The following is a 20,835-nucleotide window of genomic DNA, read 5'->3' on the forward strand; positions in this document are numbered from 1 at the left end:
CGATCCCCTTTATTACTGTGCGGCGTTTTCGGCGACGTCGACGGTCTTTGCGGGACCATCGGTTGCGGCCATGAGTGTCTTATAGGCGCCGGGCAGGTCGCTCGCGGCCGTGGTCAGCCACTGCTTGTACTTGTCCTCGGAGACGACGCGGATGGCGATCGGCATGAACGCATGGTCCTTGCCGCAGAGCTCGGAACACTGGCCGTAGAACAGGCCTTCGCGCTCTGCCTTGAACCAGGTTTCGTTCAGGCGGCCCGGCACGGCATCAATCTTGACGCCGAAGGACGGCATGGCGAAAGCATGAATAACGTCGGTCGGCGCCGCGGTCACGAGAACGCGCACGGTCTTGTTGACTGGCAGGACCAGCTCGTTGTCGACGGCGAGAAGGCGCGGATAAACCGACTTGTCTTCCTTGCCGGCGGCGGCGCGGTCCTGATCCTTCAGCAGGTAGGAATCGAAGGCGAGCGGCGCTTCGCCCGAACCCTCATATTCATAATTCCACTGCCACTGGGTGGCGGTCGCCTTGATCGTGACGTCGGGGTTTTCAGGCAGCGTCAGCTGCGCCGTCAGAAGATTGAACGAGGGAATGGCGAGAAAGAGCAGCGCCAGAACCGGCCCCACAGTCCAGGCAACTTCGATCAGCGTATTGTGGCTCGTCTTCGACGGCACCGGGTTCGCGCTGGCGCGGAACTTGACGCAGACGACGATGAGCAGGATCAGAACGAAGAGCGTGATCGGAACAATAAATATCAGCGTATATTGTTCGAACCAGTGGATATCCCGCATGATCGGCGTCGCCGCCGGCTGCAACGTCGCCTGCCACGGCATCGGCTGGTCGGCATATGTGCCGGAAGCAAAAAGCAGACAGACCAGCGCGGTCAGAGCTGCATAAGCCTTCTTCATCACCTTATTATCTCCCTCGAGCGCTTGACCTGCAAAATCGAACGCAGAATCCTTGCCATCTTCAGCGCTTCAAACCACAGTTTGGCATTTGCCGCAACAGGCCAGAGCAATTGTCTATGCGGCATTTTTGCCTAAACAGGAGGCAGGCCCGGGCGGCAAAACATCCCAAGTTTTTCATCAGCATATGAAAAAAGACCTTTCCGGCCAATCCGGCCGCCGCACATTCTTGCCGAAAGGTCCAATTTCTGCCGCAGTCCCCCGGTTTTCACGGGGTGGGGCTTTTCATTTTCCATGGGCAGCTTCAACAATAGCGGCAATGATTCGATATCCAGAGGTTTTCATGGGTTTCCGTTCCCTCGCGCGGTCGCTTCTTCTGACCGCCAGTATCGCGGCCGCTGCGACGACGCCCGTTTTCGCACAGCAGCCCGCCGCTCCCTCGCAGGCAAAGCCGCCGGCCGCCGCCCCTGCTCCGGCGCCGCAGCAGCCGGCACCCGCCACTCCGAATGTCGAACAGGTAACCCCAGGCCAAACGCAGCCGCAGGCGCCCGGTACGGTGAAATCCAATCATGGCGCGTGGTCGGTCGTCTGCGACAAGCCGGCCGGCGCTTCGGCCGAACAATGCGCGCTGATGCAGAACGTCATCGCCGAGGATCGGCCGGAAGTCGGGCTTTCGGTGGTCGTGCTGAAGACGGCCGACCGCAAGTCAAAGATCCTGCGCGTGCTTGCGCCGCTGGGCGTGCTTCTGCCGAACGGGCTCGGGCTCAATGTCGACGGCAAGGATATCGGCCGCGCCTATTTCGTGCGCTGCTTCGCCGACGGCTGCTATGCCGAGGTCGTGCTCGAGGACGAGCTGCTGAAGACCTTCCGCAGCGGCGCGCAGGCAACCTTCATCGTCTTCCAGACCCCGGAAGAAGGCATCGGCATTCCCGTCGACCTCAAGGGCTTCGCCGAAGGCTTCGACGCCCTGCCCTGACAGCTGGGCCTTGCTCGGACAATCCATCAGACCTACATCGGCTTTGAGCACTCCTGCTCTTCAGCGGAGCATAAGACATGACCACCGATCTCCTGACGCTTTTCGATGCCGACGAAGCGGCGATGCGCAAGCATGTCGCCGAGGCTCTGTCCGGCGCCGATGACGGCGAGCTCTTCATCGAGCATGCGCAGGCGGAGGCGCTGACCTTCGACAATGGCAGGCTGAAGGGCGGCAGCTTCAACACCGAGCAGGGCTTCGGCCTGCGCGCGGTTGCCGGCGAAGCGGTCGGATATGCCCATGCCGGGGATCTTTCCGTCTCGGCCCTGAAGCGGGCCGCCGATGCGGTCGGCGCCGTGACGCGCGGCTATTCCGGCGCTTACGCGGCCGCACCGCAAGGCACGAACCGCAAACTCTACACCGACGAGAACCCGATCGGCTCGCCGACCTTCGAAGAGAAGGTAAAGGTGCTGACCGATATCGACGCCTATCTCAGGAACAAGACCGACAAGGTGCGGCAAGTCACTGCTTCGGTGGCGGCGAGCTGGCAGGTGGTCGACATCCTGCGCGCCGATGGCCGCCGCGTGCAGGACATCCGCCCGATGACGCGCATCAATGTTTCCGTCGTGGTCGGCGAAGGCGAGCGGCAGGAAAGCGGCTCCTACGGCCAGGGCGGCCGCATCGGCTTCGGCGATTTCATCGCGACGGGAAGCTGGAAGCAGGGTGCCGACGAGGCGTTGCGCCAGGCGCTCGTCAATCTCGAGGCGATCGACGCGCCGGCGGGCACGATGGACGTCGTTCTCGGCTCCGGCTGGCCGGGCGTGATGCTGCACGAGGCCGTCGGCCACGGGCTGGAAGGCGATTTCAACCGCAAGAAGACGTCGGCCTTCGCCGGCCTTCTCGGCCAGATGGTCGCAGCACCGGGAGTCACCGTCGTCGACGACGGCACGATCGACAGCCGCCGCGGCTCGATCACCATCGACGACGAAGGCACGCCGTCCGGCTACAACGTGCTGATCGAGAACGGCAAGCTCGTCGGCTACATGCAAGACCGGCAGAACGCCCGGCTGATGGGCATGCAGCCCACCGGCAACGGCCGCCGCCAGGGCTATGCCCATGTGCCGATGCCGCGCATGACCAACACCTATATGCTCGGCGGCGACAAGACGCCCGACGAGATTATCGCCTCGGTGAAGAAGGGCGTCTATGCCGTCTCCTTTGGCGGCGGCCAGGTCGACATCACCTCCGGCAAGTTCGTCTTCGGCTGCACCGAAGCCTATCTGATCGAGAACGGCAAGATCGGCGCGCCGATCAAAGGGGCAATGCTGATCGGCAACGGGCCGGACGCGATGAAGCGGGTCTCGATGATCGGCAACGACATGAAGCTCGATACCGGCATCGGCAATTGCGGCAAGGCCGGCCAGTGGGTTACGGTCGGCGTCGGCCAGCCGCATCTGCGCATGGATCAGATCACCGTCGGCGGCACGCAGGCCTGAGGCAGAGGGATCGTCGATGGCGGAAATCGAAATCAGAGCTTTTGCCGCCGATGACGCCGATGACGTGCTTTCGGTGATCCTGCCGATCCAGCGCGAGGAGTTCGGCATCAATATCACCGCGGATGCGCAGCCCGATCTCAGGGTTATCCCGGATTATTATCAGTCCGGCAAAGGGCAGTTCTGGGTCGCCGTCAAGGACGGCGCGATCGTCGGCACGATCGGGCTCAAGGATATCGGCAACGGCCAGGCGGCATTGCGCAAGATGTTCGTCGCCGCCGAGGTTCGCGGCCGCGAACACGGAGTGGCGGCGCGGCTTCTCGACCGCCTGTTCGCCCATGCCAGGGATGCCGGCCTCACCGATATCTTTCTCGGAACGACCGACAAATTCGTCGCCGCGCATCGCTTCTACGAAAAGAACGGCTTTGTCGAGATCGGCAAGGCCGAACTGCCCCGCTCGTTTCCGCTGATGCCGGTGGACAGCAAATTCTACCGGTACAAGTTCGGCTGAGAGAGCATCGCGTCACAGACACTGCTCACGCGTTTCGGCGTCATGCCAGAGGCGGTTTGACGACCGCTTTTCTGCCCTTCCCGGTAATTTTCCGGTTCCGACTCGCGAAGCGGATTAGCGGCTGCGAGCATCTTTTTCACGTCAGCACTGTCACAAATCTGTCATAAATCTTAATTCGCCCCTATCTCTTCAAAGAGATAGGCGTTAGGACACGGCCGCACGGGTAGCGGTCCGCTTTCGCTATCCACAGCACAGACCAAGAATCGCGAGGTCCTCATGCTTGGTTGGTTTCGAAAATTGATGCCGCGCGAAGACCGGTTTTTCGTTCTCTTCGAACGGCATTCGAGGACGATCGTCGACGCCGCACAGGCGCTCGACAGGTTGCTGTCCGGCATCGAGATCGAACGCCAATGCGAAACGATCGTGAGATTGGAAGATCAGGCGGACGATATCACGCGTGAAGTCATGCAGGCCGTGCGGCGCAGCTTCATTACGCCCTTCGATCGCGGCGATATCAAGGATCTCATCCAGTCCATGGATGATGCGATCGACATGATGCACAAGACCGTCAAGACGATCCGCCTCTTCGAGCAGACCAGCTTCGACCCCGGCATGCGGGAAATGGGCAAGACCGTCGTCGAGGCCGCCAACCTCATTGCCGAGGCAATTCCGCTGCTTGACCGCATGAACGCCAACGCGCCGCGGCTCTCCGCCATCGTCGAGCAGGTCACGCGCGTGGAAGGCCGGTCCGACGAACTGCACGAGCAGGGCCTCAAGGATCTGTTCCGCCGGCACGGCGCCAACAACCCGATGGCCTATATGATCGGCAGCGAGATCTATGGCGAGCTGGAAAAGGTGGTCGACCGTTTCGAGGATGTCGCCAACGAGATCAGCGGCATCGTGATCGAGAATGTCTGATGGACGCCACGCTCGCCCTTCCCCTTCTCGTCGGCCTGATTGGCGTCGCCCTGCTGTTCGATTTTCTGAACGGCCTGCATGATGCTGCCAATTCGATTGCGACGATCGTATCGACGCGGGTCCTGAGGCCGCAATATGCGGTCTTCTGGGCTGCCTTCTTCAATTTCATCGCCTTCCTGTTCTTTGGGCTGCATGTGGCCGAGACGCTCGGAACCGGCATCATCGATCCGGCGATCGTCTCGCCGCAGGTCATTTTCGCAGCGCTGATCGGCGCCATCGTCTGGAACGTCGTGACCTGGATATTCGGCATTCCCTCCAGTTCTTCGCATGCGCTGGTCGGCGGACTGGTCGGAGCGGGCCTTGTCAAAGCAGGATTGAGTTCGATCGTCTGGAGCGGTCTCCTCAAGACCGCCGCCGCGATCGTGATGTCGCCGATGATCGGCTTTCTCCTGGCGCTGTTTCTAATTCTGATCGTGTCCTGGGCCTTCATCCGGCAGACTCCGTTTGCAGTCGACCGGTCGTTTCGTTTCCTGCAATTCGTATCGGCGTCCCTTTATTCGCTCGGCCATGGCGGCAACGACGCACAGAAGACCATGGGCATCATTGCCGTGCTTCTTTATTCCCAGGGTTACCTCGGCGGCAGCTTTCACGTGCCGTTCTGGGTCGTTCTTTCCTGCCAAGCCGCAATGGCCCTCGGCACGCTGTTCGGCGGCTGGCGCATCGTTCACACGATGGGTTCGAAGATCACCAGGCTCAATCCGATGCAAGGTTTCTGCGCCGAAACCGGCGGCGCTTTGACCCTCTTCGGCGCCACATGGCTCGGCATACCCGTTTCGACGACGCACACCATTACCGGCGCTATTATCGGCGTCGGCGCCGCAAGGCGCGTGTCTGCCGTCCGGTGGGGGCTCGCGGGCAATATCGTGGTCGCGTGGGTCGTGACCCTGCCGGCGGCGGCGATGATTTCGGCGGTTACGTTCTGGCTGGTAACGGGATTGAGCAATATCCTTTAGCGTCAACGCCGTTCGGGAGATGGCAAAGCGCTTACGCTTCCGGCTTCTGCGCCGGCTGAAACAGCCATTTACGTTCGATCGCGGCCGCAAGGTCGATCTCGTTGCGGCGAGCGAAGAGCAGGAGATGGCCGAGAACATCGGCGGTTTCGTCGGCAAGGTCTCGCTGCATATCTTCAGATGAGCGTCCCTTTGCACGGCCCCGGCCGGTCAGCCGGTTCCATGCCTGGGTCAGTTCGCCCATTTCCTCCTGCAGCTTCAGGAGGAACCAGTCGGCATCGCGCTCAATGCCGTTGGCGGTGACATGGGCAGAGGAAGACATTTCGAACTGATCGGCGAGACGGCGCAGCATGGGCGTTCTCCTTTTGTTTAGGGAGGAGACGCTGATTCCCGATGAATGTCCAGAGTGGCCCTGTCTAGGTTACCGCGGCAATCAGCCGTGGTCCGGCAGCAACATGCAGTCATAGGAACGCTGCTTCAGGGCATCGCAGGCAGACAGCGCGGCGTCCTTGCTGGCGAAGCCGACGAAGCGGGCGCGGTAGATCCTGTTCGCCCCCTGCCCGACCGCCTCGGTATAGGGCGAAGCGGAAACGAGCGGGGCGCCGCCTTCCGACTGCGCCTGGGCGAGAAGAGCCCGCGCCGCATCGGCGCTGGGTGCGGCGGAAATCTGGATCTGCCAGTTTCCGCCGGCCTTTTCCGCCGAGGTCTTCGGCGCCTTGCCGGCATTCAGGATCTCGTCCATCGCGGTCGGACGTTCGAGAGGCACGACGGCATCATCAGCGTAAGCCAGGCTGTCGGGGGCCAGGTTCTTCGGCGCGATCTCGATGGTCGAGCGCGGCGCGTTTGCCGGCACCGGAACATCGGAGGCCTCTGCCGCCGAAGCGACTTCGACAGGCTCCTTCGCGCCGACGCTCGCAACCAGCCTGGCGCCGCCGGAGGAGGAAGCGCGTCCGAGATGACGGTCGAGCAATGCCGCCATCTTGTCGTCGCGGCTTCGGGCAGTGCGGCCGCCGAGCACGACGCCGACGACACGGCGGTTGCCGTCCTTGACGGCGCTGACGAGGTTGAAGCCGGAGGCATTGGTGTAACCGGTCTTGATACCGTCCATGCCCTGATAGCGATACATGAGATTATTGTGGCCGCGGACGGTCCGGCCGCGGAAATTGAAGCTTGCCGCCGAGAACAGCCGATACTCGTTCGGATAGTTCTTCATCAGCGCCACGGCGAGCGTCGACATGTCGCGCGCCGTCGTCACCTGGCGCGAATTCGGCAGGCCGGACGCGTTGACGAAGACGGTGCGGCTCATGCCGAGCTGGCGGGCCTTCGCCGTCATCATCCGGGCAAAGCCGCTTTCCGAACCGCCGAGCTTCTCGCCCATGGCGGCGGCGGCATCATTGGCGGACTTGACGATCATGCCATAGACCGCTTCGCGCACGGTGATCGTGCCGCCCGCCTTGACGCCTAGCTTGGTCGGCGGGCGCGCCGCGGCGTATTTCGACATCTTGATCGGCGTATCCCAGCTGATCTTCCCGCGCTTCAACGCCTCGAAGGTGAGATAGAGCGTCATCATCTTCGTCAGCGAGGCGGGGTGGTTCAGCGTGTCGGCGTTCTCGGCGGCAAGGACCTTGCCGGTGCGGGCATCGAGGATCAGCGAAGCGCTGCCGGCAAGGGCGGCAAGTGGCGCCGAAACGGCAAGCGTTACGGTCAAAACAGCCGCCAAAAGCTTTCTCATGCACTTCCCCTCAATGCGCTGGCTCTCGATAAGACCGGCACTTGTGCCGTAATGTGACAGAAGCCGCAAGTTTGGCGCGACTTTGAGGCAACGCCTACTAATTTTCTAGTCTTTTCATCGTCTTGGTTAACAAGGCATGAAAAAACCTGTGCTCTATCGGGATTCAGCAAGGCTTAAGTCGCCCCTGCTAGTTTCGGCAAACCTAAAGCATTTTCCAATTTCTCCAAGCCGAAAATGCTCTCACTTCGTTTCACGCATTCCGGACGTAAAGCCGCTGCGCATTTTTGCTGGAATTGCTCAAATGGGCGGACGCCGCATGACGGGACAATGGAAGCGACTGGCAAAGCGGGCGGCGATCGGCGCCGGGCTGGAGGCGTCATGGCTCCTCGCCTCGGCCGGCCGGATGCGCGCGGCGCGCGGGCGCGGCGTCGTCTTCACGCTGCATCATGTCCGTCCACACGCGTCCCAGGCTTTCGAGCCGAACGCGCATCTCGAAATCACGCCCGGCTTTCTCGATGGCGCGTTGCGGCAGCTGAGACGGGATGGCTATCGCTTCGTGCCGCTCGATGCGCTGCCGGCATTGCTGGCGGAGCCTGAGGGTGCACGGCCATTCGCAGCCTTCACGCTCGACGATGGATACCGCAACAATCTGGAGCACGCGCTGCCGGTCTTCGAGCGGCATCAGGCGCCGTTCACGGTGTTCGTTGCCAAAGGGTTTGCAGAGGGCTCGCACAGCATCTGGTGGGAGACGCTTGCCATCCTGCTGCGCCGGGCGACGGAGCTGCGTTTCGATTTCGGCCGCGGCAAGGAGCGCCTAGCGCTCGACAGCCCGCAGCAGCAATGGAATGCCTTCGACCGTTTCGCCGCCTACATTCATCGCTCCGACGAAGCGTCCGCCGTCGCCGCCATCGACCAGCTGGCGCGGGAGAACGGCATCGAGCCGACCGACATCACGCGCAACCTGGTGATGAGTCCGGGTGAATTGCAATGGCTCGCCGGGCGTCCGCTTGCCGCGCTCGGCGCCCATACGATCAGCCATCGCGCGCTTGCCCGCCTGGGGGAAGCCGAAGCGAGAATCGAGATGCAGGTGTCGGCCGATTATATCGAGGCGCTGACCGGCATTCGCCCGGCGACGATCGCCTATCCCTACGGCACGCCTGAGGCCACGACCGGCCGCGAGGCGCGGATTGTCGGCAATCTCGGCTTTACGGTCGCCGTCACCACCCAACCGGGGCTACCGGCTGTCGGCCGGACGGCCTATCTGCCGCGCATTTCGCTCAACGGCTTCTACCAGAAGCGACGCTACGTCTCCGCACTCGCCTCCGGCATACCGCTGAAGCTCATGGGCCGGTAAAGCTGTCAGGGATACATTCTCACCTTTTCCCATTCGCCTTCCGGCGACGGCCGGCGGAATTCGATGCGATCGTGCAGGCGGAATTTCTGATCCTTCCAGAATTCGATCGATGTCGGACGAATGCGGAAACCGGACCAATGGGCGGGGCGGGGAATATCGCCGATGGCATAACGCGCGGTATATTCGGCCACGGCCTTCTCCAGCGCAAACCGGCTTTCGAGCGGGCGGGACTGTTTGGAAGCCCAGGCGCCGATGCGGCTGCCGCGGGCGCGCGTTTTGAAATAGGTGTCCGCCTCGGCATCGGTCACGATCTCGACCGGGCCGCGCAGCCGCACCTGGCGGCGCAGGCTTTTCCAGTGGAAACACATGGCCGCTTTTTTCTGCCCCAAGATTTCACGACCTTTCTGGCTCTCGAAATTGGTGTAGAAGACGAAACCGTCGTCATCGAATCCCTTCAGGAGAACCATGCGGACATTGGGAAGACCATCCTCATCGACCGTCGCGAGCGCCACGGCATTGGGATCGTTAGGCTCGGAAGCCTCCGCTTCTTTCAGCCATTCGGCAAAAAGCTTGAAGGGCTCGCCACTTTCGGTAAAGTCACCGCTTGTTAACTCGTTTGCCGACATATTAGCTCAAATGCCCCGGATTGTTCAAAAATCGCCCAGCTTTTCATAACTGGACAGGATGCAGGGTGGAAGTCATAGCAAAGTCATATCGCCATACAAAGGCCCTGCGGCGACGCAGCAGCGCGTTCCTGGTCATGGGCATCGCGATGCTGTCGCTTTCCGGCTGCCTTGCCGGCGGAATGGATTTTCTGAGCGAAGCCAAGGTCGACCGGTCGGTGGCAACCGGAACCGTGCCGCAGACGCCGCCTAGCACCGATACGCTCTCCGATGAAATGACCGTGCGCAACGCCGTGACTTCGGCCGACGTGCATAAGCTCGAAGGCCAGCCACTCCCCTGGGCGAATGCATCGACGGGCAGCGCCGGCGTCATCGATACGATCGTCGAGAACAATGAATCCGGCCAGGTCTGCCGCCAGTTCCGCACGACGCGCCATTCCTATGTCGGCATCGCCAAATTCTACGGCAAGACCTGCCTCGTCGGCGGCGGCAACTGGCAGCTCCTGAGCTTCCAGCCGGAAAGCTGATCCATCTGGACAACCGAGTCCCGGAAGCCGTCCCTGCCGCACACGCCAAGGTCCTGCAGCGTCTTTGCGCGCAGGAAGTTAACGGCCGGTCCCGTTCTGCCGAATGCTTAGCAAAGAGCTAACCATTCGGGGCAAAACATCTCCTATCTCCCAGCAAAAAATAAGAAGTGATTAGCAACTCGGCCGCACGATCGGAGTTGAGAATGGCTCGCTCTGCTTTCGCGGCGGTTGGCGGCTGACGAGTTGATATTGGGCGGGGATGCCAGGCAAGGACATGGGCCTGCCGCATCACAACACCGGCGGTTTACATGCGCGATCCTTATAAGATTCTTGGCGTCAAGCGCGACGCGGCGGCAGACGAGATCAAGGCGGCCTGGCGCAACATGGCCAAAGCCGTCCATCCCGATCACAACAGGGACGATCCGACGGCGGCGGCCCGGTTCGCCGAGATCGGCCGCGCTTACGAGACGCTGAAGGATCCGCGCAAGCGCAGCCTGTTCGACAATGCCGTGCGCATGGCGGAAGCCAAGAAGCAGGAACAAACGATCATGCAGCAGCGCCAGGCTGCGCGCGAAGCCGCCGTCCGCGCCAAGGCGGCGCAGGCCAATGCCGAGCGGGTGATGGAAGAGCTGGCCCGCGCCGCCCAGAAGGCTGCCGCCGACAGTTCCAGGCAGCAGGCTGACTCCGGCGAAGCGGCTGAAGAGATGGTGGAGCGGATCTTCGGCGCGCGGGCGGCTGCCGGCGGCCAGGCGCAGAGCCGTGCCCAGCAGGCCCGCTATCAGCAGGCCCCGCAGCAGCAGGCACAGGGCCAGACACAGGCCGAGGCCGACAAGCGCCCGGATGGCGATGCCGCCGAAAGCGACATGAAGAGCGACGGCGAGCCGGGCGACACCGCTACCAATGGCGGCGCCAACCTGTCGCTGCCGCTCAGCATCCTGACGTCGCTGGTACGTCGTTTCACCGGCGCCAAGGATGCGGCTGCGGAAAAGGCGCCCGACGAGGTGGCGACGGCGACAGTCACGATCGACGACGTTCTCAAGGGCGGCTGGGTTACCGCCTCGCTGCCCGAAGGGCGCGAAATCGGCTTTGCCTTGCCGGCCGGCACCACGGATGGCCATGAGGTGCGGCTCAAGGGACAGGGCTTCAAGCTGCCGGGCATGCAGCGCGGCGACGCCGTCATCGCCATCCGCATCGCGCCCGATCCGCGTTTCAAGGTCGACGGTTTCGATCTGCACGCCGTATTGCCGCTCAGCATCGAAAATGCCGTGCTCGGCACCGAGGCTGATATCGATGGGCCGAACGGGCCGCTGAACGTGACGGTCCCCGCATGGTCCGGCTCGGACAAGACGATCCGGATTGCCGGCCAGGGTTTGCCGAGGGAAGAAGGCGGAAGGGGCGATCTGGTCGTCGAATTGCGCATCATGCTGTGGGAAAAACCCGACGACAAAGTCACCGATCTCATGAGGAGCATGCGCGAAGGCCTGTTCCTGTGAAATTTTTATGACATTCGCACCCTTTGTTACGATACCTAACAGTTGATGATCTCGGCCAAGCTTGAACCGATTAACGGCCTATGCCATAGGCAGGATCGATCAGATTCCTAGGGAGCGAAATATGGCTCAAGCATCCGGCCTCATGGCAGGCAAACGCGGCGTCATCATGGGTGTCGCCAACAATCGTTCGATTGCGTGGGGTATTGCCAAGGCCATTCATGCACAGGGCGGAGAGGTCGCGTTCACCTACCAGGGCGATGCGCTGAAGAAGCGCGTCGAGCCGCTCGCGGCTGAAATCGGCGCGACGCTCGTCGGCCACTGCGACGTCGCCGACGAATCCACCATCGATGAGGTTTTCGCAAACGTCGAAAAGCTGTGGGGCAAGATCGACTTCCTCGTGCATGCGATCGGCTTCTCCGACAAGGACGAGCTGACCGGCCGCTATGTCGACACCTCGGCCGACAACTTCGCCAAGACGATGCAGATCTCCGTCTATTCCTTCACCTCGGTCGCACGCCGCGCCGAGAAGCTGATGACGGAAGGCGGTTCGATGCTCACCCTCACCTATTACGGTGCGGAAAAGGTGATGCCGAACTATAATGTCATGGGCGTCGCCAAGGCCGCGCTCGAAGCCAGCGTCAAATACCTCGCCGTCGACCTCGGTCCGCAGAACATCCGCGTCAACGCCGTGTCGGCCGGACCGATCAAGACACTCGCCGCCTCGGGCATCGGCGATTTCCGCTACATTCTGAAGTGGAACGAGTACAATGCGCCGCTGCGCCGTACCGTCACCATCGAGGAAGTCGGCGATGTCGGCCTCTATCTCCTCTCCGATCTGTCGCGCTCCGTCACCGGCGAAGTTCACCACGCCGACAGCGGTTATCATGTCATCGGCATGAAGGCGGTCGACGCACCCGACATTTCGGTCGTCAAGGACTGATTTCTCCATAAACGGAGCCGAGACCGTGCTTATCTACGTGATCAGACACGGCCAGACCGACTGGAATGCCGAGCGCCGCCTGCAGGGTCAGAAGGACGTTCCGATGAATGCCGTCGGCCTCGAACAGGCCCGGCAGAACGGCATAACGCTTGCGGAGATCCTCGGCGACACGGTCGGCGAATTCGATTTCGTCGCAAGCCCGCTCGGGCGCACGCGCGCGACCATGGAAATCATGCGCGCCGCGATGGGCCTGCCCCCCCTCGCCTACCGCACCGACCCCAGGTTGGTGGAGATATCCTTCGGCGACTGGGAGGGCTCGACACTCAAGGAATTGAAGGCGACGCAGCGTGAAAGGGTGGCGGAACGCAACGCCTCGAAATGGGATTTCATCCCGCCGGGCGACGATGCGGAAAGCTATGAAATCCTATCTTGGCGCACCGGCTCATGGCTGAGTTCCGTCGATCGCCCGACGGTCTGCGTCACCCATGGCGGCGTCATCCGCACGCTGTTCCAGACGATCGCCGATTTGCCGAAGAGCACCGCTGCCGAAGGCGGGATCCCGCAGGATCAGATCGTCAGGATCGACACCAGCGAGCGGACGATCGTCTGGCTGTAATCGTCATCCCAGATTGTGCAGTTGTTTCGGGACGATAAGAGGCGGGGCAAAGGAAAGCACGTCGCATAACCCTACGCGACGCGCTTCCGTCAGGCCCGCCTACTTGACGATATCGAGATCGTTGATGACGCGCTTTCCGTCGACCTCTGTATAGAAGACGATCACCTTCACGCCGGCTTCGAGACCGTCGAAATTGAATTCCTCGGGCGCCTGATAAGTCTTGCCGTCATCGAGCGTCAGCACGAGATTGGCCGTATCGACCTTCTTGATCGTCGCCTCCACATCCGCGCTCTCGGCAAAGCCGCTCATCGGCGACAGGAAACTTGCTGTAGCCAAAAGCGTGGCGACGACGAAACGCATGGCGACAATCCTTTTGAAACGCTGCACGAGTACATGACCGGCCACACATAAGCTCCTGAATATGGCGAAAATTGCCCGTAAGAATGGCTTTTCCCGCCCAATTGATGAATAGGATTTTAAATATAATCAAGACAGCGCGTTAGCCGTGTCTTTTTCCTCCTCCCCGAACTGTCCGGCATCGAATGCGGGCAAGCGTAAATTAACTCTCGGGCCCTACAGTTGCTGGCGAACACGAGGGTCTTATCTTGCTATCCAGGCTGGGCGACAACAAGCAGTTTCGGCGCGTGTTGAAGAATACCCGCGCGTCTTTTCTGGTATCGTCGCTTGCCGCCCTCGTCGTTATCATGGTGGGCGCCGCTCTCGACCGGGCCAATACTGCGTCGTATGTACGCGAACTTCATATCCGCACCGAAAATGAGACGAATCTCATTCGCGCCCGCGTCATGGCGCAAATCAGCATGGACCTCAGCATCGTCCGAGATCTTTCGAACCTGGTCTCCCTCAGCAGCGTGGCGAACGGAGAGGAAATCGAACGCCAGATCAACTGGCTGCTAATCCAAAACCCGCCTTTCATTCATATCGCGGTCGCGCCTGACTTCATCGTCAACGACGTCTATCCGCCACAATCGGGCAGCGAGCGGATAGGCCGCGACGTGCGCGAGGCCCTTTTCTCGCGGCGGGCCATGACGACCGCGGCCGGCGATCAGACAGCGCGCTTTTATGGTCCGATCAAGGCCGACGGGCGGGATGCCTTCGCCATCTTCTTTCCTGTCTTCGTCAAGGAGAACGGCGAGCGGCGGATCTGGGGGGCGGTCGAAGTCACAATCGACCAGAAGATGTTTTACGAGGCGGCCGGGCTGCTGCCGGCCCGCGACCGCGAGAACCAGGAACGTTATCCGCATCTCGACCACCTCTCGATCGCCATCCGGGATCTCGGCATGGCAGGTGCGACGGCAGCACCGTTCTTCGGCCCGTCCGATATCGACGGCAAGGATCCGGTGCGCCGGAAAATCTCCTTTGCCGGGGGCAAGTGGGAGGTTTCCGCCGTGCCGACCGGCGGCTGGGAGGCAATCCCCGAGAACAGGACCGAGCTGCGTCTGATCGTCCTTGCCGCCGGCTGCATCATCATCATCCCGATCTTCTTCGTGACGCTCCTGCTCGGCGAACGCAACCGCAATATCACCGAGTTGGAGACGCGCGAAGCAAAGCTGCTGGAACTGTCGCAGCGGCTTAATCTGGCGCTTGAATCCTCCAATATCGGCATCTGGGAACTGCAGGATCACTCCAACAGCGTGCTTTGGGACGCCCATGCCGCCGCCCTGCACGGCAAGACGGCGGAAGAAGGAGCTAGGCCGCTCGACGAATGGCTGGCGGCGATCCTGCCCGAGGACCGCGAAGTTGCCGAAGTGCATTTCTTCAGCTGCAGCATCGCCGGCGCCGCCTGCACGGGGCAATACCGCGTCATGCTTGCCGATGGCGGTATCCGCCACCTGCGCTCGGTCGGCGCCTTCTATACGGACGCCGGCGGTACGGGCAAGACGATCGGCATCGTCTGGGACGTGACTTCCGATGCGGAGACCACCGACAATCTGCGCCGGGCCAAGGATACGAGCGAGGTCAAGAATGCCGAGCTGGAGCTGGCGCTCGAAGAGCTTTCGAGCCGCGAGGGGCAGCTCGCCGAGCTTTCGAGCCGGCTCGATCTGGCGCTCAATTCCTATCAGTGCGGCATATGGGAGGCGCGGCCTCACCGGGGCGGCTCGATCTGGAACGAGCGAATGTACGAGCTCTACGGGCTAGAGCCCCGCCATGGCTTCATGACCGAGGAGACATGGCTTAGCTGCATCCACCCCGAGGACCGGGGTCTGGCGCTCGAAAGCGCGCGCTACTTCAAGCAGCCGGGCGATACGCATACCCTCGTCTGCCGCGTGATCGCCGGCGACGGCTCGGTGCGTTACGTACGCTCGGTCGGCAAGGTTCACCAGACCGCAAGCGGCGAGATGAAGATCATGGGCATTGCCTTCGACGCCACCGAGGACGTGCTGATGACGATCCGGCTGAAGGCAGCCAAGGACGAGGCGGTCGCCAAGAACATCGAGCTCGAGCTTGCCAAGAACAGGATCGAGCACAACTCGCTGCACGATCCGCTGACCGCGCTCGCCAATCGCCGCAAGCTCGACATGGCGCTCGAAGGTTTGACCAATGACGGCCTGCGGCATCGGCAGAAATTCGCGATCCTTCATATCGACCTCGACCGCTTCAAGGAAATCAACGACACGCTCGGCCATGCCGCCGGCGACGCCATGCTGGTGCACGCCTCGAAGGTGCTTGCCAGGAACGTCCGCGGCAGCGATGTCGTCGCGCGTATCGGCGGCGACGAATTCGTCATCCTCGCCGTCGATGTCGACGACGGGCAGATGGCCGAGCTCTCGACGCGGATCATCGAGGAGATGCGCCAGCCGATCGATTTCCAGGGTTTCTCCTGCCGCTGCGGCGTGTCGATCGGCGTCGCGCTCGCGAACGGCATCCATGTCGATGCCCGCAAGGTGTTGATCAATGCCGATATCGCGCTCTATCGCGCGAAGAGCATGGGCCGCAATCGCTTCGAATTCTTCAATCACAATCTTCAGGCCGATATCGTCAACACCAAGCGCACGGCCGACGAAATCCTTGCCGGCATCGACAACGGCGAATTCACCGCCTGGTATCAGCCGCAATTCTCAGCCCGCACGATGGAACTGACCGGCGTCGAGGCGCTGGTGCGCTGGAAGCATCCGTCCAAGGGGCTGCTGACGCCCGACAAGTTCCTGCGCATCGCCGGCGAAATCAACGTCGTGCAGACGCTCGACCGGATCGTGCTGGAAGCGGCGCTGCGCGACAGGATGCGCTGGGCTGCGCGCGGCATTGCCGTTCCCAAGGTCTCGGTCAATGTCTCGGCGCGGCGGCTGCATGACGGCAGCCTCTTGGAATCGCTTGCCGACCTGCATATCCGCCCCGGCGAGCTTTCCTTCGAATTGGTGGAATCGATCTTTCTCGACGAGAGCGAGGATGTCGTCTCGCACAATCTCGAGCGCATCAAGGCGCTCGGCATCGATATCGAGATCGACGATTTCGGCACCGGCCATACCTCGATCGTCAGCCTGCTGAAGCTGAAACCGAAGCGGCTGAAGATCGACCGTCAGCTGGTGCAGCCGATCATCGGCTCCTCGCAGGAACGCGCGCTCGTCAGCTCGATCATCGAGATCGCCCGCTCGCTCGGCGTCGAAACCGTGGCCGAAGGTGTCGAGACGGCGGCCCATGCCGAACTGCTGCGCGATCTCGGCTGCGATATCCTGCAGGGCTATGCCTTCTCGCGGCCCCTCTCCTTCGACGATTTCGCCACCGAAGCGGCCGGCACCGGATGGCGCCTGGCGTCATAACCGCCGCCTGCCGGGCGGCCTCGCTTTCGCTGTTCGCAAATGACGGAAACAGCATTTCCCGAGCGAGCCGGTTTCGCGCAAAGAAAGGCTTTTGCCTCGACCGTTTTTTGGCCTATGAGTGTCGCGCCTTTTCAAGCAATGGCGCGACCGGCTTTGGCGCGCCGCCGTGGGAACACATGTCGCACAATACATTCGGCCACCTCTTCCGCGTAACCACCTGGGGCGAAAGCCATGGTCCGGCGCTCGGCTGCGTCGTCGACGGCTGCCCTCCGGGCCTGCGTTTCAAGCTCGAAGACCTGCAGGTCTGGCTCGACAAGCGCAAACCCGGCCAATCCCGCTTCGTCACGCAGCGGCGCGAGGACGACCTGGTGAAAGTGCTGTCCGGCGTCATGCTCGATGCCGACGGCGAGACGATGACGACAACCGGCACGCCGATCTCCATGCTGATCGAGAACACCGATCAGCGCTCCAAGGATTACGGCGAGATCGCCCGGCAATACCGCCCCGGCCATGCCGACTATACCTATGATCTCAAATACGGCATTCGCGACTATCGCGGCGGTGGCCGCTCCTCGGCGCGCGAGACGGCGGCACGCGTGGCGGCCGGCGGCATCGCCCGCCTCGTGGCGCCCGGCGTCATCGTGCGCGGCGTGCTGGTGCAGATCGGCAAGCACAAGATCGACCGCCGCAACTGGGATTGGGAGCAGGTCGGGCAGAACCCGTTCTTCTCGCCCGACGCCGCGATCGTGCCGGTCTGGGAGGAGTATCTCGACGGCATCCGCAAGGCCGGCTCCTCGATCGGCGCCGTCATCGAGGTGATCGCCGAAGGTGTGCCCGCCGGCCTCGGCGCGCCGATCTACTCGAAACTCGACCAGGACATCGCCTCGCTGCTGATGTCGATCAACGCCGTCAAGGGCGTGGAGATCGGCAATGGGTTCGCCGCCGCGGAAACCTCGGGCGAGGACAATGCCGACGAGATGCGCATGGGCAATGACGGCACGCCGATCTTCCTTTCCAACAATGCCGGCGGTATTCTGGGCGGCATCTCCACCGGGCAGCCGGTCGTGGCGCGTTTCGCCGTCAAGCCGACGTCCTCGATCCTGACCGAGCGCCAGTCGATCGATGCCGACGGGAAGAATGTCGATGTCCGCACCAAGGGCCGGCACGACCCCTGCGTCGGCATCCGCGCCGTGCCGATCGGAGAAGCGATGGTCGCCTGCGCCATCGCCGACCATTATCTTCGCGATCGCGGCCAGACCGGCCGCCTGAAATAGGAGCGCCCCATGCCTTATGACCAGAAGCGCGTCGTCGATGCCATAAGGGCCTTCGAAGCCGGCGAAATCGTCGTCGTCATGGACGATGACGACCGCGAGAACGAGGGCGACCTGATCGTCGCGGCCGTGCACGCAACGCCGGAGAAAATGGCCTTCATCGTGCGTCATACGTCAGGCATCGTCTGCGCGCCGATGCCGAAGGAAGAGGCCAAGCGCCTCAACCTCAATGCCATGGTGGCGGAAAACGATTCCGCCCATACGACGGCCTTCACGGTCTCGGTCGATTTCAAGCACGGCACGACCACCGGCATCTCCGCCGACGACCGCACGCTGACGGTGCGCAACCTGGCCAACCCCAATGCCGGACCTTCCGATTTCGTCCGTCCCGGCCACATTTTTCCGCTCGTCTCCCGCGAGGGCGGCGTGCTGATGCGCTCCGGCCATACCGAAGCGGCCGTTGATCTCTGCAAGCTCGCCGGCCTGCCGCCGATCGGCGTCATCTCCGAGCTGGTCAACGACGACGGCACCGTCACGCGCGGCCCACAGGTGGTCGAATTCGCCGAGCAGCACGGGCTGAAGCTCCTCTCCGTCGCCGATCTCATTGCCTATCGCCAGCGCAAGGAAACGCTGGTCGAACATGGCGCGAGCTTCGATATCGAAACGCCGTTCGGCAAAGCCAAGGCGCATACCTATTCTCTTCCCTGGGATCCGATGCAGCACCTCGCCGTCGTCTTCGGCGATATCCGCGACGGCGTCGATATTCCGGTCCGCCTGCATCCCGAAAACGTCGCAGAAGATCTCTTCGGCAAGAAAAGCCCGGTCGATTTCTACATGCAGAAGATCGCCGAGGAAGGACGTGGCGTCATCGTCTATCTGCGCGAGGGGTCCGTCGGCGTCGGCCACTACGACAACGGCCGCAAGGCCCGCAGCCAGGGCCGCGAAGCCCATACGGAAGCGCAGACTCGCGACAGCGAATGGCTGGAAATCGGCCTCGGCGCGCAGATCCTCAAGGATCTCGGCGTCAGCTCGATCAAACTGCTCACCAGCCGCGAGCGCCATTATGTCGGCCTGGAAGGTTTTGGGATCAAGATCAGCAAGACGGAGATCTGCTGAGGTCGAAGAGAGGGATGGCAGCCCCTCATCCGGCTGCCGCCACCGACCGGGGTCGAGCCACGGGTCTCGACCCGTCCTTCGGACCCCCGTAAACGGAGCGAAGGGGAATGCCGCAACCTCTCCGTTCCCCGCCGGCCTCTCGTATGGCACGTCCCCTCGCCCCGTTTACGGGGAGAGGGTTAGGGTGAGGGGCAAATGCCGCTCTCTCAAAATGGAAGAGACTAGCCCAGCCACCCCTCCAGCAGCACAACCTTCTCCACGCCCGCAAACCGCGCCAGCCGGTCGAGCTCAGCCTCCAGCTTCTCCAGCCGCCCCGCCGAAGCCTTTACGCCCGGCTCCAGCCAGAGTCGCTTGACGTCGAGCGTCGACTTCTTCCGATCTGCTTTCATGTCGATCCGGCCGATCAGCCTGTTTCCTTCGAGAAGCGGGAAGACATAGTAGCCGTATTCACGCTTGGCCTCGGGCACGAACACCTCGATGCGGTAGAAGAAGCCGAAGAGGCGTTCCGTGCGGTTGCGGTCACGGATCATCGGGTCGAAGGGGCTGAGCACGCGGATGCGCGGCGGCGCATTGGGATAGCTGTCGAGCGTCGCGAAGAAATCGGCGAAAGCCCACGATGGTCGCGCCTTGTCGCCGAGCGCCGGTTCGATCAGCACCTCGGCCAGTTCGTCGCGATGGGCTGACACCCAGGCCTTGGCCTCATCGGGCGAGACCAGATTCCAGAAGGCTGAAATCTCGCCATGGGTGGCAAAACCGAGGCGGGTGAGCGCGCTGCGGCAGGCCCAGTCGATGAAGTCTTCGCGACTGACCTCCGGTTCGCGGAATTCCGCCGGAATGACCCGCTCCGTGAGATCATAGATCTTCTGGAAGTTCGAGCGACCGGCGATGGCGAGCTTGCCCGTGTGCCAGAAATATTCGAGCGCCGTCTTGTTCGGATGCCAATTCCACCAGCCTCCCGAAACGTGGCCATCGGCCTTGACGTCGCGTGCCAGCATCGCGCCGTCGCGCCGCACGCGCTCATAGGTCTCCTCGAAGGCCGCCTCGAAGCCCTCGCCGCGCCATTTGCGCCAGCGTTCGATGAGGACCTTCTCCTGGTGGCGGAACTTGTGCTTCCAATAAACGAAGAAGGCGCTCGGCAGGATGGAGGCATCGTGCGTCCAGTGCTCGAAGAGCGCTCGTTCCTTCTCAAGCAGAGCTTTCAGATGTTCGCGCCGATAGGTCTGATTGCGGGAGAACAATATTTGATGATGCGCCCGCTCCACCGTCTGGATGCTGTCCACCTGGACAAAACCCAGCTCATGGATGAGCTGCAGCAGCCCTGATTTGGTCAAGGCGCGGTTCGGTGGAGCGCTGAGACCCTGCTTGGCGAGGAATACACGGCGGGCGTCGGAATTGGAGAGCAGATTCGTCATGGGCGCATCATAATCCGGAAAATCTTCCTAGCCACCCGATATTGCTATCGGATGTCGACAGCGAGACTTGCTCTTTGTAGAAGCACTCCCGTCAGGTTAGCGCCAATGACCGCCCCTCACCCTAACCCTCTCCCCGTAAGAACGGGGAGAGGGGACGTGCCTTGCGAGAC

General features: G+C 62.2%; 19 protein-coding genes. 13 read left to right on the forward strand and 6 right to left on the reverse strand.

The annotated features are described in order from the left end of the window. Window positions 1-12 precede the first annotated feature (12 nt). Window positions 13-903, reverse strand: coding sequence for a cytochrome c oxidase subunit II (gene coxB / locus ATY76_RS30960; RefSeq protein ID WP_088678452.1), 891 nt, complete (start codon window positions 901-903; stop codon window positions 13-15). A 316-nt stretch (window positions 904-1,219) separates the two neighbouring features. On the opposite strand from coxB, the gene ATY76_RS30965 reads away from it, so the two are divergent. The 5 genes from ATY76_RS30965 to ATY76_RS30985 all read left to right on the forward strand — a co-directional run bounded on the left by ATY76_RS30965 (window position 1,220) and on the right by ATY76_RS30985 (window position 5,808). Continuing rightward, on the forward strand, window positions 1,220-1,876 hold the full coding sequence (locus ATY76_RS30965; RefSeq protein WP_176538931.1) for an invasion associated locus B family protein: 657 nt from the start codon (window positions 1,220-1,222) through the stop codon (window positions 1,874-1,876). Between the two features lie 77 nt (window positions 1,877-1,953). After that, entirely contained in the window at window positions 1,954-3,369 is a 1,416-nt protein-coding gene (gene tldD, locus ATY76_RS30970) for a metalloprotease TldD (protein WP_088678454.1), read from the forward strand. Between the two features lie 16 nt (window positions 3,370-3,385). After that, a complete protein-coding gene (locus ATY76_RS30975; RefSeq protein WP_088678455.1) occupies window positions 3,386-3,877 on the forward strand; it encodes a GNAT family N-acetyltransferase in 492 nt (163 codons plus the stop codon). A 276-nt stretch (window positions 3,878-4,153) separates the two neighbouring features. After that, complete coding sequence (locus tag ATY76_RS30980; RefSeq protein WP_088678456.1) at window positions 4,154-4,795, forward strand: DUF47 domain-containing protein; 642 nt, start codon at window positions 4,154-4,156, stop codon at window positions 4,793-4,795. After that, on the forward strand, window positions 4,795-5,808 hold the full coding sequence (locus ATY76_RS30985; RefSeq protein ID WP_088678457.1) for an inorganic phosphate transporter: 1,014 nt from the start codon (window positions 4,795-4,797) through the stop codon (window positions 5,806-5,808). Before ATY76_RS30980 ends, ATY76_RS30985 begins: the two co-directional genes overlap by 1 nt. Window positions 5,809-5,839: 31 nt before the next feature. Here ATY76_RS30985 and ATY76_RS30990 read toward each other — a convergent pair whose 3' ends face one another. Together ATY76_RS30990 and ATY76_RS30995 are read right to left on the reverse strand one after the other, a co-directional pair. Further along, the gene (locus tag ATY76_RS30990; RefSeq protein WP_088678458.1) at window positions 5,840-6,157 is read right to left on the reverse strand and encodes a pyrophosphatase; all 318 of its coding nucleotides are present in this window, start codon (window positions 6,155-6,157) and stop codon (window positions 5,840-5,842) included. A gap of 81 nt (window positions 6,158-6,238) precedes the next feature. Beyond that, window positions 6,239-7,537, reverse strand: a complete 1,299-nt coding sequence (locus ATY76_RS30995) for a D-alanyl-D-alanine carboxypeptidase family protein (RefSeq protein WP_088678459.1) — start codon at window positions 7,535-7,537, stop codon at window positions 6,239-6,241. Between the two features lie 316 nt (window positions 7,538-7,853). Here ATY76_RS30995 and ATY76_RS31000 point away from each other — a divergent pair, with 316 nt between their 5' ends. Next, window positions 7,854-8,891, forward strand: coding sequence for a polysaccharide deacetylase family protein (locus ATY76_RS31000; protein ID WP_088678606.1), 1,038 nt, complete (start codon window positions 7,854-7,856; stop codon window positions 8,889-8,891). Between the two features lie 5 nt (window positions 8,892-8,896). Here the strand turns inward: ATY76_RS31000 and pdxH are convergent, their stop codons facing one another. Then, a complete protein-coding gene (gene pdxH, locus ATY76_RS31005) occupies window positions 8,897-9,517 on the reverse strand; it encodes a pyridoxamine 5'-phosphate oxidase (RefSeq protein ID WP_088678460.1) in 621 nt (206 codons plus the stop codon). 65 nt (window positions 9,518-9,582) lie between these two features. On the opposite strand from pdxH, the gene ATY76_RS31010 reads away from it, so the two are divergent. The 4 genes from ATY76_RS31010 to ATY76_RS31025 all read left to right on the forward strand — a co-directional run bounded on the left by ATY76_RS31010 (window position 9,583) and on the right by ATY76_RS31025 (window position 13,090). Then, window positions 9,583-10,041, forward strand: a complete 459-nt coding sequence (locus ATY76_RS31010; RefSeq protein ID WP_088678461.1) for an RT0821/Lpp0805 family surface protein — start codon at window positions 9,583-9,585, stop codon at window positions 10,039-10,041. A gap of 308 nt (window positions 10,042-10,349) precedes the next feature. Continuing rightward, on the forward strand, window positions 10,350-11,534 hold the full coding sequence (locus ATY76_RS31015; RefSeq protein ID WP_088678462.1) for a DnaJ C-terminal domain-containing protein: 1,185 nt from the start codon (window positions 10,350-10,352) through the stop codon (window positions 11,532-11,534). 121 nt (window positions 11,535-11,655) lie between these two features. Next, the gene (gene fabI, locus ATY76_RS31020; RefSeq protein ID WP_088678463.1) at window positions 11,656-12,474 is read left to right on the forward strand and encodes an enoyl-ACP reductase FabI; all 819 of its coding nucleotides are present in this window, start codon (window positions 11,656-11,658) and stop codon (window positions 12,472-12,474) included. Window positions 12,475-12,499: 25 nt separating this feature from the next. Beyond that, complete coding sequence (locus tag ATY76_RS31025) at window positions 12,500-13,090, forward strand: histidine phosphatase family protein (protein ID WP_088678464.1); 591 nt, start codon at window positions 12,500-12,502, stop codon at window positions 13,088-13,090. 99 nt (window positions 13,091-13,189) lie between these two features. Here the strand turns inward: ATY76_RS31025 and ATY76_RS31030 are convergent, their stop codons facing one another. Next, entirely contained in the window at window positions 13,190-13,450 is a 261-nt protein-coding gene (locus tag ATY76_RS31030; protein WP_003569889.1) for a DUF1344 domain-containing protein, read from the reverse strand. A 245-nt stretch (window positions 13,451-13,695) separates the two neighbouring features. On the opposite strand from ATY76_RS31030, the gene ATY76_RS31035 reads away from it, so the two are divergent. From ATY76_RS31035 to ribB, 3 genes are all read left to right on the forward strand, one after another. After that, window positions 13,696-16,866 carry an EAL domain-containing protein gene (locus ATY76_RS31035; RefSeq protein ID WP_088678465.1) on the forward strand — a complete coding sequence of 1,057 codons (3,171 nt, stop codon included), beginning with the start codon at window positions 13,696-13,698 and terminating at the stop codon, window positions 16,864-16,866. Window positions 16,867-17,042: 176 nt separating this feature from the next. Then, window positions 17,043-18,140, forward strand: a complete 1,098-nt coding sequence (gene aroC, locus ATY76_RS31040; RefSeq protein ID WP_088678607.1) for a chorismate synthase — start codon at window positions 17,043-17,045, stop codon at window positions 18,138-18,140. Between the two features lie 9 nt (window positions 18,141-18,149). Next, a complete protein-coding gene (gene ribB / locus ATY76_RS31045) occupies window positions 18,150-19,253 on the forward strand; it encodes a 3,4-dihydroxy-2-butanone-4-phosphate synthase (protein WP_088678466.1) in 1,104 nt (367 codons plus the stop codon). Window positions 19,254-19,474: 221 nt separating this feature from the next. Here the strand turns inward: ribB and ATY76_RS31050 are convergent, their stop codons facing one another. Continuing rightward, window positions 19,475-20,665, reverse strand: a complete 1,191-nt coding sequence (locus ATY76_RS31050) for a winged helix-turn-helix domain-containing protein (RefSeq protein WP_088678467.1) — start codon at window positions 20,663-20,665, stop codon at window positions 19,475-19,477. Window positions 20,666-20,835 lie beyond the last annotated feature (170 nt).

The organism is Rhizobium sp. R339, assembly GCF_002211395.1.
Classification (GTDB): domain Bacteria; phylum Pseudomonadota; class Alphaproteobacteria; order Rhizobiales; family Rhizobiaceae; genus Rhizobium.